Origin of the sequence: Suilimivivens aceti (genome assembly GCF_025567405.1) — a bacterium.
In the GTDB taxonomy this organism is placed as follows: Bacteria; Bacillota; Clostridia; order Lachnospirales; family Lachnospiraceae; genus Suilimivivens; species Suilimivivens aceti.
This window is the reverse complement of the sequence record NZ_JAOQKJ010000001.1, coordinates 329,245-341,364: the sequence shown is the minus strand read 5'-3', so window position 1 is coordinate 341,364 and position 12,120 is coordinate 329,245. Positions and strand designations below refer to the sequence as shown.

Annotated in this window: 11 protein-coding genes and 1 riboswitch; all 11 genes read left to right on the top strand. The window is 48.8% G+C overall.

All coding sequences use genetic code 11. The features are described from left to right. Positions 1–38: 38 nt before the first annotated feature. A complete protein-coding gene (locus OCV77_RS01450) occupies positions 39–881 on the top strand; it encodes a transketolase (protein ID WP_118797198.1) in 843 nt (280 codons plus the stop codon). Next, a complete protein-coding gene (locus OCV77_RS01445) occupies positions 881–1,822 on the top strand; it encodes a transketolase family protein (RefSeq protein ID WP_118797199.1) in 942 nt (313 codons plus the stop codon). The genes OCV77_RS01450 and OCV77_RS01445 overlap by 1 nt, the downstream gene beginning before the upstream one ends. 30 nt (positions 1,823–1,852) lie before the next feature. Beyond that, positions 1,853–2,542, top strand: coding sequence for a ribulose-phosphate 3-epimerase (rpe, locus tag OCV77_RS01440; protein WP_331488684.1), 690 nt, complete (start codon positions 1,853–1,855; stop codon positions 2,540–2,542). A 31-nt stretch (positions 2,543–2,573) separates the two neighbouring features. Further along, entirely contained in the window at positions 2,574–3,446 is an 873-nt protein-coding gene (locus OCV77_RS01435) for a methionyl aminopeptidase (protein ID WP_262572640.1), read from the top strand. Between the two features lie 50 nt (positions 3,447–3,496). Then, a riboswitch (ZMP/ZTP riboswitch) is annotated at positions 3,497–3,599 on the top strand. 90 nt (positions 3,600–3,689) lie between these two features. Continuing rightward, positions 3,690–4,403, top strand: coding sequence for an IMP cyclohydrolase (locus tag OCV77_RS01430; protein ID WP_262572638.1), 714 nt, complete (start codon positions 3,690–3,692; stop codon positions 4,401–4,403). A 26-nt stretch (positions 4,404–4,429) separates the two neighbouring features. Then, entirely contained in the window at positions 4,430–5,608 is a 1,179-nt protein-coding gene (locus OCV77_RS01425; protein WP_262572636.1) for a phosphoribosylaminoimidazolecarboxamide formyltransferase, read from the top strand. Between the two features lie 31 nt (positions 5,609–5,639). Beyond that, entirely contained in the window at positions 5,640–7,112 is a 1,473-nt protein-coding gene (locus OCV77_RS01420) for an NAD(P)/FAD-dependent oxidoreductase (protein WP_262572634.1), read from the top strand. Then, a complete protein-coding gene (locus tag OCV77_RS01415; protein WP_262572632.1) occupies positions 7,109–8,521 on the top strand; it encodes an FAD-dependent oxidoreductase in 1,413 nt (470 codons plus the stop codon). Before OCV77_RS01420 ends, OCV77_RS01415 begins: the two co-directional genes overlap by 4 nt. Positions 8,522–8,537: 16 nt before the next feature. Next, positions 8,538–10,040 carry a glycerol kinase GlpK gene (glpK, locus tag OCV77_RS01410; RefSeq protein ID WP_262572630.1) on the top strand — a complete coding sequence of 501 codons (1,503 nt, stop codon included), beginning with the start codon at positions 8,538–8,540 and terminating at the stop codon, positions 10,038–10,040. A gap of 18 nt (positions 10,041–10,058) precedes the next feature. After that, entirely contained in the window at positions 10,059–11,441 is a 1,383-nt protein-coding gene (locus OCV77_RS01405) for a hypothetical protein (protein ID WP_262572629.1), read from the top strand. 38 nt (positions 11,442–11,479) lie between these two features. Next, positions 11,480–12,106, top strand: a complete 627-nt coding sequence (locus OCV77_RS01400) for an NUDIX hydrolase (RefSeq protein ID WP_262572628.1) — start codon at positions 11,480–11,482, stop codon at positions 12,104–12,106. The last annotated feature ends 14 nt before the right edge of the window (positions 12,107–12,120 follow it).

Sequence of the window (12,120 nt, the reverse complement as noted above, 5' to 3'; positions counted from 1 at the left end):
GGTTAAAAAAATGTTTTTTCGGGTAAACGGAGGTAAGCATGAATAATCTGGAGCTAAAGAAAATGGCCAATGAAGTGCGTAAGGGCATCGTAACGGCTGTCCACAGCGCAAAGGCAGGTCATCCTGGTGGATCCCTGTCTGCAGCAGATATTTTTACGTATCTGTATTTTGAAGAAATGAATATTGATCCTGCTGATCCGGGGAAAGCAGACAGAGACCGGTTTGTACTGTCCAAGGGACATACAGCCCCCGGACTTTACTCTGCACTGGCGCACAGAGGATATTTCCCGGTTGAGGATCTCAAGACCCTGAGAAAGCTGGGTTCCTATCTGCAGGGACATCCCTGTATGCAGCATATTCCCGGTGTGGATATGTCAAGCGGATCTCTTGGGCAGGGTATTTCCGCAGCAACAGGAATGGCACTTGGTGCCAAGCTGGATCAGAGTGATGTCAGAGTATATACACTCCTTGGAGATGGTGAGATCCAGGAGGGACAGGTATGGGAGGCATCCATGTTTGCCGGATTCCGTAAGCTGGACAACCTGGTAGTGATCGTAGATAATAACGGACTGCAGATCGACGGAGCAGTAGATCAGGTATGCTCTCCTTATCCAATCGATGAAAAGTTCAAGGCTTTCAACTTCCATGTGATCAATGTGGATGCCCACGATTTTGATGCCCTTCGCGCGGCCTTCAAGGAAGCAAGAGAGACCAAGGGTATGCCAACAGCAATCATTGCTCACAGCATCAAGGGCAAGGGTGTTTCCTTCATGGAAGGACAGGCAGGCTGGCATGGCAAGGCGCCTAACGATGAAGAGTATGCTATCGCAATGGCAGATCTTGAGAAGATCAGCGAAGAGCTGAAGAAGGAGGAAGCATAATGGCAGAGGTAAAGAAGATCGCGACCAGAGAAAGCTACGGCAATGCGCTGGTAGAGCTGGGAGCAGAATATCCGGAACTTGTTGTGCTTGACGCAGATCTTGCAGCAGCGACCAAGACAGGCGTATTTAAGAAAGCGTATCCGGACAGGCATATTGATTGTGGTATTGCAGAATGTAATATGATGGGAATTGCAGCGGGACTGGCTACCATGGGTAAGATTCCCTTCGCCAGCAGCTTTGCTATGTTTGCGGCAGGCAGAGCCTTTGAGCAGGTAAGAAATTCTATCGGCTATCCTCATCTGAATGTAAAGATCGGTGCAACCCATGCAGGGATCACCGTAGGAGAGGATGGTGCAACCCATCAGTGTAATGAGGATATCGCCCTGATGAGAACCATTCCCGGAATGGTAGTTATGTGCCCGGCAGATGATATTGAAGCCAAGGCAGCAGTAAGGGCAGCTGTTGAGCATGAAGGTCCTGTTTATCTCCGCTTTGGACGTGCAGCATGTCCGGTGATCAATGACAGGCCTGATTACAAATTCGAGATCGGCAAGGGAACCGTAGTCAGAGAAGGAAGTGACCTGACCATCGTTGCCACTGGTATCTGTGTAGGTAATGCACTGGAAGCAGCAGAGATGCTGGCAGCTGATGGCATCAGCGCAGAGGTCATCAATATCTGCACGATCAAGCCTCTTGACGAGGAACTGATCATCAGGTCTGCGAAGAAGACCGGCAAGGTTGTGACTGCGGAAGAGCATTCTGTGATCGGCGGACTTGGCAGCGCTGTCTGTGATGCACTCTGCAAGAGCTATCCGGTACCGGTAATGAAGATTGGTATGCAGGATTGCTTTGGTGAGTCAGGATCTGCTTCTGCACTGCTTGAGAAGTACAAGCTGGATGGCAAGGGCATTTATGGGCAGATCAGTGATTTTCTGAAATAAAGGGATAAAGAATCTGGAGATAGAATAATTATGTACATTTTGGCACCATCCCTGCTTGCAGCGGATTTTACAATACTGGGAGAACAGATCAGGGAGATACAGAAAGCAGGTGTGAATTATCTGCATATTGATGTTATGGACGGTATGTTTGTACCTAGTATTTCCTTTGGTATGCCGCTGATTGCTTCGATCAGAAGTGCAACCACCCAGTTTTTTGATGTACATCTGATGATTACAGATCCTATTCGTTATATTAAAGACTTTGCGGAATGTGGTGCGGACGGCATCACATTCCATTTAGAGGCGGCAGACCATGTGGATGAGGTCATTGACAGGATCCATTCCCTGGGACTAAAGGCGGGACTTTCCATAAAACCCTCCACGCCACTGGAAGAGGTGTATCCTTATCTGCCAAAGCTGGATACTGTCCTCATTATGAGTGTAGAGCCGGGATTTGGCGGACAGGCCTTTATGGATGAGGCCTATGGGCGTATTGCAGAGCTTCGTAAATATATTAACAGCCACTGCCTTCCGGTGAAAATAGAGGTAGATGGCGGTATCGGCAAGAAAAATGTACGGGAAGTTCTGAGGGCAGGAGCTGATATCTGTGTAGCAGGATCAGCAGTATTCAAGAAGAGAAGCATCAGTGAGAATATCGCACACTTCATGGAGGCATTCCATGAATGTGAAGAAGAGGCCGGAAAGCCGGTTACTGAATAAGGCCTGTTAGAAGGTCTGGAACCGAGGATATATGGAAAAACTGGGAAGAAATGACATGTGCTGGTGCGGCAGCGGTAAGAAGTACAAGAACTGTCACATGGCACTCGATGAAAAGATCCATCATTACGCATTGCAGGGGCATATCGTCCCGACACACGATATCCTGAAAACACCGGAACAGATCCAGGGAATCCGTGACAGCAGTGTGATCAATATTGCAGTACTGGATGAAGTGGCGAAGATGATAAAGCCGGGTGTCAGCACAGAAGAGATCGACAGACTGGTCTATGATGTGACAACAAGGATGGGCGGTATTCCCGCACCTTTGAATTATGAAGGCTTTCCGAAGAGTGTCTGCACATCTATTGATGAAGTGGTATGTCACGGAATCCCCTCCCCTGATAGGATCCTGAAGGAGGGGGAGATCGTCAACGTAGATGTTTCTACCATATATAAAGGTTACTTCTCCGATTCCTCCAGAATGTTCTGCATTGGAGAGGTCAGTGAGGAAAAGAAAAAGCTGGTGCAGGTAACGAAGGAGTGCGTGGAGCTTGGCCTTGAACAGGTAAAGCCCTGGAACTTCCTTGGAGACATGGCTCAGGTGATCAATGACCATGCGAAGGCAAATGGCTACAGCGTGGTGGTAGACATCGGTGGACATGGCGTTGGACTTGAATTCCATGAGGAGCCCTTTGTCAGCTATGTTACCAGGAAGGGTACAGAAATGCTGATGGTTCCCGGTATGGTATTTACCATTGAGCCTATGGTCAATATGGGAACCTGTGAGGTTTGTGTAGATGATGAAGATGGCTGGACTGTCTATACAGAAGACGGCAAGCCGTCAGCCCAGTGGGAGATTACGGTTGCTGTTACAGAAACTGGGCATGAAGTACTAACCTATTAATTGAAATCCGCTTGCCAACCCCTGTGAAAACGTGATACTATAAATATAGTAACGGACTGCGCAACTGGCGGAAGACAGGAGTCAAAAACTGTTGTGAGAGTACTCACGGGAAGCGTGGTAATAAATAAAATGCCGACCGCCTGGGCGAACACTTTTGAAGTGCCGCTCAGGCGGTTCTTTCATTACCATGCATGTGAAAATGATCATGCAGACCATTTGAAACTCAAAACAAGGAGGATAACCATGAAACAACTGTCACTGAAGGAAGAATTACAGAACAATGCATATCCCGGCAGAGGCATCGTGATCGGGAAATCAGCCAACGGCAGATATGCAGTCACAGCCTATTTTATCATGGGAAGAAGCACCAACAGCAGGAACAGGGTTTTTGTTGAGGACGGAGAAGGCATCCGTACACAGGCATTTGACCCATCCAAGCTGGAGGATCCCAGTCTGATCATCTATGCGCCAGTCAGAGTACTCGGGAATAAGACGATCGTAACAAACGGAGACCAGACAGATACCATTTATGAAGGAATGGATAAGCAGCTTACCTTTGAGCAGTCCTTAAGGAGCAGGGAATTCGAGCCGGACGGTCCTAATTATACCCCTCGTATTTCCGGCATCATTCACATTGAGAACGGCGGCTACAACTATGCGATGTCCATTTTGAAGAGCAACAACGGTAATCCGGACAGCTGTAACAGATATACCTTTGCCTATGAGAATCCGGCAGCAGGAGAGGGACATTTTATCCATACCTATATGCATGACGGCAATCCCCTTCCCAGCTTTGAAGGAGAACCAAAGCTGGTAGCAATCCCGGATGATATGGATGCTTTCACGGATATGCTATGGGAGAGCCTGAATGAGGACAACAAGGTATCCCTGTTTGTCCGTTATATCGAGATTGAAACCGGCAGATATACCACCAGAATCATGAACAAAAATAAATAGAGCTGTCTTACGAAGGGAGAAATACGATGAAAGAAATTCAGTTAAAATATGGATGCAACCCGAATCAGAAGCCGTCCCGTATCTTCATGGAGGATGGCAGTGAGCTTCCGGTTACCGTTTTAAACGGCAGACCCGGCTACATCAACTTTCTGGATGCCTTTAACGGCTGGCAGCTTGTAAAGGAACTGAAGGCAGCCACAGGACTTCCGGCAGCTACTTCCTTTAAGCATGTATCTCCTGCAGGGGCAGCAGTAGGACTTCCGCTGTCAGACACTCTTGCAAAGATCTACTGGGTGGATGACCTTGGAGAGCTTTCTCCCCTTGCCTGTGCATATGCGAGAGCAAGAGGTGCAGACCGTATGAGCTCCTTTGGTGATTTCATCGCACTGTCAGATGTCTGTGATGTGGACACGGCAAGGCTGATCAAGAGAGAGGTATCAGACGGTGTGATCGCACCGGGATATACAGAGGAAGCACTGGAGCTGTTAAAGGCCAAGAAAAAGGGTGCTTACAATGTGATCCAGATCGATGAATCCTATGTGCCTGCACCAATCGAACGCAAACAGGTATATGGCATCACCTTTGAACAGGGAAGAAATGAACTGGTGATCAATGAAGAGCTGTTCTCCAATATCGTAACGAAGAATAAAGAGCTTCCTGAGCAGGCAGTGATCGATATGAAGATTGCCCTGATCACACTGAAATATACACAGTCCAATTCTGTATGCTATGTAAAGGACGGACAGGCCATTGGCATCGGTGCGGGACAGCAGTCCAGGATCCATTGTACCAGGCTGGCAGGCCAGAAGGCAGACAACTGGTTCCTGCGTCAGTCGCCCCAGGTTATGAACCTTAAGTTTGTGGACGGTCTTGGCAGGGCAGACAGAGATAATGCGATTGATGTTTACATGGGTGATGAATGTATGGATGTCCTTGCAGAGGGAGCATGGCAGCGTGTATTCAAGGAGAAGCCTGAAGAGTTTACCAGAGAGGAAAAGAGAGCATGGCTTGACAGTCTCACCGGTGTAACGGTTGGCTCAGATGCATTCTTTCCTTTCTCTGACAATGTGGAGCGTGCCCATAAGAGCGGCGTGAAATACATTGTACAGCCTGGCGGCTCCGTCAGGGATGATGCATTGATCGAATGCTGCGACAAGTATGATATGGTGATGGCATTTACCGGTATCCGCCTGTTCCACCATTAAAAATAAAATGTATTGGGAAAGGGGTTTCCTTATGCTTGATGTAGTAATTATCGGTGCGGGCGTCAGCGGCTGCGCCATTGCAAGAGAGCTTTCCAGAGAAAGGCTGCAGATCGCAGTGCTGGAAAAGAGTACAGATGTATGCGAAGGTACTTCCAAGGCGAACAGTGGTATCGCCCATGCCGGCTTTGATGCTAAGCCGGGAACACTGATGGCAAGGCTTAACCTTAAGGGAAGCGAAATGATGGAAAAGCTCTCCAAGGAGCTGGATTTTCCTTATAAGAAAAACGGATCGCTTGTTCTTTGCTTTGATGAAAAGGATATGGATAAGCTGGAGGAGCTGAAAGAGCGTGGAGAAAAGAACGGGGTGCGTGAGATCTCCATTCTGAATCAGGAAGAGCTCCGGAAGCTGGAACCGGAGGTGGGAGAGGGTGCCGTGGCAGCGCTGTATGCGCCTACAGGTGCGATCATCTGTCCCTTTGGCCTTACTATTGCGCTGGCGGAGAATGCGGCGGTGAACGGTGCAGAGTTCCATTTCGGAGCAGAAGTAACAGGAATCAAAAAGACAGAAAATGGTTACCTTGTCAGCACCACAAAGGGCGGTTTTGAGACAAAGACAGTTATCAATGCCGCCGGTGTATATGCTGACAGGATTCATAATATGGTCTGCTACGAAGAGGACAGACTTACGATCACACCGAGAAAGGGTGAATACCAGCTTTTCGATAAGAAGGTAGGAAATCTGGTATCCCATACGCTGTTCCAGCTCCCTACAGTGCTTGGCAAGGGTGTTCTCGTAACCCCTACAGTACACGGCAATCTTCTGATCGGTCCTACTGCAGAGGATATTCCTGATAAGGACGGAACGGACACGACAGCGGAAGGACTTTCTGATATCATGCAGAAGGCATCCTTAAGTGTGAAAAAGATCCCGGCAGGAGCTGTGATCACATCCTTTGCAGGACTTCGTGCCCATGGGGATCGGGGTGACTTTATCATCGGTGAAGTGAAGGGAGCAGAAGGCTTCTTTGATGTGGCTGGTATGGAATCACCGGGGCTTACCTGTGCACCGGCAGTCGGCGAATATGTGGCAGCACTTGTGAAGGATAAGCTGCATCCGGAGAAAAAGGAGCATTTTATCAGTACCAGAAAGGGAATTCCCAGTATGGCACTGGCAGATGAATCAAGGAAAGAGAAGCTGATCCGTCAGAATCCGGCTTATGCCAATGTGATCTGCCGCTGTGAAATGGTGACAGAGGGTGAGATCCTGGATGCAATCCACAGACCTCTTGGCGCTACCACCACAGATGGCATCAAGAGAAGAACAAGGGCAGGCATGGGAAGGTGCCAGGCAGGCTTCTGTCTGCCAAAGACCATAGAGATCCTGGCAAGAGAGCTTCAGGTGCCTGTCAGCGAGATCCTGAAGAATGAGGCAGGCTCTTCCTATCTGCTTCCGGATGAAGAGACAGAGAAAGGCACAGATGCCGGAAAGGGAGGCTGCAGATGAAGAAGGATTTACTGATCATCGGGGGCGGCCCGGCAGGTATGGCTGCTGCTGTTGCCGCATATGACAAGGGCATTACGGATATCCTGATCCTGGAGAGAGACAGGGAGCTTGGTGGTATTCTGAATCAGTGCATCCACAATGGATTTGGACTTCATACCTTTTTAGAAGAGCTGACAGGACCGGAGTATGCGGCGCGGTATGAAGAGATGGTATATGAAAGAAGGATCCCTTACCTGCTTGATACCATGGTAGTGAATGTGCAGGGCGGAGATCCTTGCCGGGTAACTGCCATGAACAGCACACAGGGACTGTTTACACTGGAAGCGAAGGCTGTGGTACTTGCCATGGGCTGCCGCGAGAGACCGAGGGGTGCCATGAACATACCGGGTTACCGTCCTTCCGGCATTTATTCCGCAGGAACAGCGCAGCGCTTTGTGAACCGGGAAGGCAGACTCCCGGGCAGGGAAGTCGTGATCCTGGGATCGGGTGATATTGGCCTTATCATGGCGAGAAGAATGCATCTGCAGGGTGCCAGGGTAAAGCTGGTCGCAGAGATCATGCCGTATTCCGGAGGACTTAGGAGAAATATTGTGCAGTGTCTGGACGACTTTGGCATTCCGTTAAAGCTCAGCCATACAGTAACAAAGATCCATGGAAAAGAAAGAGTGACCGGTGTTACGGTATCCAAAGTAGATGAAAATTTAAAGCCCATTCCGGGCAGTGAAGAATATGTTTCCTGTGATACTGTCCTTCTTTCCTGCGGTCTGATCCCTGAGAATGAGCTGTCAGAGGGAGCAGGGGCGGAAATGGATCCTGTGACAAAGGGACCTGTGGTCAATGCCAGTCTGATGACGACAGCAGAGGGTATTTTTGCCTGCGGCAATGTACTGCATGTGCATGATCTGGTGGATAACGTATCCAAAGAGGCAGAGCAGGCAGGATTTCATGCGGCAGAATATATCCGGAATAAGCCGGAGGGCTTTGGCGGGGCAGTCCGGCCGAAGATCCCTGAGAAGTCGAAGAGTGTGATCCCGGAGGGAAGAGATGCCAGTAAGACACTGATCTGTATCGGCTGTCCGAAAGGATGCATGATCACAGTAGACAAGGAGGAAGACGGCAATCTTGTCATTACAGGAAACAGCTGCAGGATCGGTGAAAACTACGCCAGAAATGAAATGACAGCACCGAAGAGAGGCCTGACCAGCATGATCCGGGTAGAGAAGGGCTATGACCCGGTGGTGCCGGTGAAGACCAGGGGTGAAATCCCTAAAGATAAGATCGAAGACTGCATGGAGATCATAAGAAATACTACGATTACAGCACCTGTGAGGCTCGGAGAGGTTCTGATCAGGAATGCTGCAGGTACGGGAGTAGATATTGTAGCGACCGCGACCGTCATAGACAGATAAAAGAGAGGGTATGCTTATGGGGAAATATATCATGGCACTGGATCAGGGTACAACCAGCTCAAGATGTATCCTGTTCGACAAGGGGGGAAACATCTGCAGCATGGCGCAGAAGGAGTTTACCCAGATTTATCCAAAGCCCGGCTGGGTAGAGCATAATCCGGTAGAAATCTGGTCTTCGCAGCTCGCTGTCCTGACAGAAGCCATGGCGATGGCAGGGGCAGATGGGGAGGATATCTGCGGAATTGGTATCACCAACCAGAGAGAAACGACGATCGTCTGGGATAAGGAGACGGGAGAGCCGGTTTACAATGCTATTGTCTGGCAGTGCCGGAGGACAGCACCAAAGATCGATGAACTGGTGGCGGCAGGCTATGGAGAGATGATCAGGGAACGCACAGGTCTTGTACCGGATGCTTATTTCAGCGGCACGAAGATTGCCTGGATCCTGGACAATGTACCTGGTGCAAGAGAAAGAGCCGAAAAGGGAGAGCTTCTTTTTGGAACGGTGGATTCCTGGTTGATCTACAATCTGACCAAGGGTAAGGTGCATGTGACCGATTACACCAACGCATCAAGAACCATGATCTTTGATATACATAAGCTGTGCTGGGATCAGGAGCTGCTTTCCTTATTGAAGATACCGAAATGTATGCTTCCGGAGGTGAAGCCCTCCAGCTATATCTATGGGTATACGGACGCATCCGTGACCGGCAGTGAGATCCCGGTTGGCGGAATTGCAGGAGATCAGCAGGCTGCATTATTCGGTCAGTGCTGCTTTGAAGCAGGACAGGTGAAGAATACCTACGGAACAGGCTGCTTTCTTCTGATGAATACGGGAGAACAGGCGATCGCTTCCGGGCATGGGCTTCTGACAACCATAGCAGCAAGCTGCACAGAAAAAGTGGAATATGCCCTTGAAGGCAGTGTGTTTGTGGCGGGCGCTGCGATCCAGTGGCTGAGGGATGGCATGCGTATGGTGAAAAGTGCATCCCAGACCAGTGAATATGCAGAAAGAGTACCGGATACCACCGGTGTTTATATTGTTCCTGCCTTTGCGGGGATGGGAGCGCCCTACTGGGATCCCTATGCCAGAGGAACGATCGTTGGCATTACCAGGGGCTGTGAAAAGGAGCACTTTATCCGTGCGGCGCTGGAATCCATTGCCTACCAGACTGTGGATGTGCTCCGGGCGATGGAGGAGGATGCTCAGGTAAATATTAAAGGACTTAAGGTAGACGGTGGTGCCAGTGCCAATGATTTTCTGATGCAGTTTCAGGCAGATATTCTTGGCGGCAAGGTTTACAGACCTGAGTGCATCGAAACTACAGCACTTGGTGCGGCATATCTTGCTGGCCTTGCCACAGGCTATTATAAGAGCCGGGAGGAGATCAGCGAAAACTGGAGGCTTTCCAGAGAGTTCGGCAGCGAAATGACAGAAGCTGACAGAGAAAAACTTCTGAAAGGGTGGAAAAGGGCAGTCCGGTGTGCCCTTGCCTTTGCAGCGGAGGAATCCAGATAATCAGGGAGGGATCATTTTTTGGAAATACAGGAAATTAAGGAAGAACTAAAAGACTCACTACAGAAGATACTGGCATATGCAGACTGTGATAAAAAGCTGGAGGAGGCATTTGCCAAAAGCCTTATCAGCTATAAGAGACTTTCACAGAAGAGCAGCAGTGATGATGCTGCCAGGATACTGCGGCATGAACTGACGGGATTGTTTTACAAGCTGTACGAAAAGGTGTTTGGGACTTTCGTAAAGACAGGAAAGCTTCCTGTCGTGATCCGGATGTTCCTGGAATTCGGATATGTGGATGAAGAGCTGGCAGGGATGGAAAATGCAGTTTATCTTTATCAGCTTGTAGAACAGCTTCCGACGAATCCGGGAGAGGGCGTATATTCTCTGTTTCAGTGGCTGGTAGCGGTTTATGCCGGCAAGAAGGAGCCAAGCCGGAATGAGCTGGATATGGATTACCGGGAATATTTAAGAGAAGAGAAAAGGATGAGACGGATTTCTCCGGAGGAGGAAGAAGCACTTCTGAAAAACAATCTGTCCCGTGTGAATTTTGAGATCAGAAATATGTTCATATCAGTGAATAAGATCACCTTCGGACAGCCGACTACCTTCTGTCCTGTATTTTCGAAGCATACGGTATTGAAGAGCTTAAGCAGCAGCCTGGTGACAGCTGAAAAGGTAAAAGCAGTACTCGATAAGATAAGAAGTATTGATTTCGGCGTGTTTTACAGGGACACACTTTACAGCAACCCGGATCGTGGACTGAATGGTCTTATGATCAAAACAGAGGTGCTGCCGGATGTGATCCTTCTTCCCAATGTAGGAAGCCGTGGTGTTATGTGGCAGGAGATCGAGGGAAGAAAGAGAGATACACCGGGGCGTCTGATGTGTTCTATGTTCCATGTGGAAGATCTGGAAAAGACATTTATGGAACTTGCGGGTGATTTCAGGTGGGAAATGTGCAAGCGTATTCAGGGAGGAAGATGGAATGACCTTTCAGAACCTTCCCTTACCAGTGAATACTGTGATTATGTGCAGTTCTTTAAAAGGAACCGGGATCTGTCCAGTGATACGAAGGAAAAGATCAAAATGCAGATGGGGCGTGCCAGAAATAATTACCGGCAGATGTTTGTAAGTGATTATGTACTGTGGCTCCGGTATGAGAGTACCGGCTCACCGAGATTGAATAAAGTAGTACGTCAGATCCTTGCGGTATATTGTCCATTCAGTGCAGCTGTCAGGAATAAGGTGGCAGTGAATCCTCTTTTTAAAGAGCCAATTGAAAAATATACGATCATTCATTCCAAAGAGGTTCATAAGATTACACTTCTTTGCAAAAAGATGGAAACAACAGGAGGTGTTCCTACAGAACTGGCAGAATATCTGCGGTATCTGGAGAGCTGACAGGATGTCTGCATTTCCTGGGGCGAGGGGAGAATGCTATGAAAGAGAAATTTACGGCTGTCAGGAAGCTGACAGATAACAGATTCCTGAATTTATATGAAATGGATGCACTTGACCAGAAGGGACAGCCTTTTTCCTATTATTTCGCATCCAGGAACCCGGAGGATCAGCTTCCGCTAAAGACAGGAGAGGTTCCGAAAAACGGAATTGTGATCTATGCACTTCTGAAGGAGGATCCGTCAAGGCTTGTAATGATCAGACAGTACCGGTATCCACTGAATGATTATCTATATGAACTTCCGGCAGGTCTGATCGATCCAGGGGAAACACCAGGGGAAGCGGCTGCAAGAGAAATGAAAGAGGAAACAGGGCTTAGCTTTATACCGGCAGAAGGTGTCGATCCCGGATTTACAAAACCGTATTTTCTTGGAGCCGGACTTACGGATGAAACAAGTACATCTGTATTTGGCTATGCAGATGGGGGCATTTCCACGGCTTTTGCAGAAAGTACGGAAACGATAGAAGTGCTGACAGTTGATAAGAAAGAAGCTGTGCGGATCCTGAGGGAAGAGAAGGTTTCCCTCAGGGCAGCCTTTCTGCTGATCATGTTTTTACAGCAGTGGGAAGAAGATCCTTTTGCTTTCCTGAAAAATGTCACAGGATGATAACGTATCGCCTG

Excerpts from the sequence above, each read along its gene's own strand:
- OCV77_RS01425 (WP_262572636.1), top strand. The coding sequence starts at position 4,430 with ATGAAAGAAATTCAGTTAAAATATGGATGCAACCCGAATCAGAAGCCG.
- rpe (WP_331488684.1), top strand. The coding sequence starts at position 1,853 with ATGTACATTTTGGCACCATCCCTGCTTGCAGCGGATTTTACAATACTG.
- OCV77_RS01430 (WP_262572638.1), top strand. The coding sequence starts at position 3,690 with ATGAAACAACTGTCACTGAAGGAAGAATTACAGAACAATGCATATCCC.
- OCV77_RS01415 (WP_262572632.1), top strand. The coding sequence starts at position 7,109 with ATGAAGAAGGATTTACTGATCATCGGGGGCGGCCCGGCAGGTATGGCT.
- OCV77_RS01400 (WP_262572628.1), top strand. The coding sequence starts at position 11,480 with ATGAAAGAGAAATTTACGGCTGTCAGGAAGCTGACAGATAACAGATTC.
- OCV77_RS01450 (WP_118797198.1), top strand. The coding sequence starts at position 39 with ATGAATAATCTGGAGCTAAAGAAAATGGCCAATGAAGTGCGTAAGGGC.
- glpK (WP_262572630.1), top strand. The coding sequence starts at position 8,538 with ATGGGGAAATATATCATGGCACTGGATCAGGGTACAACCAGCTCAAGA.
- OCV77_RS01445 (WP_118797199.1), top strand. The coding sequence starts at position 881 with ATGGCAGAGGTAAAGAAGATCGCGACCAGAGAAAGCTACGGCAATGCG.
- OCV77_RS01435 (WP_262572640.1), top strand. The coding sequence starts at position 2,574 with ATGGAAAAACTGGGAAGAAATGACATGTGCTGGTGCGGCAGCGGTAAG.
- OCV77_RS01420 (WP_262572634.1), top strand. The coding sequence starts at position 5,640 with ATGCTTGATGTAGTAATTATCGGTGCGGGCGTCAGCGGCTGCGCCATT.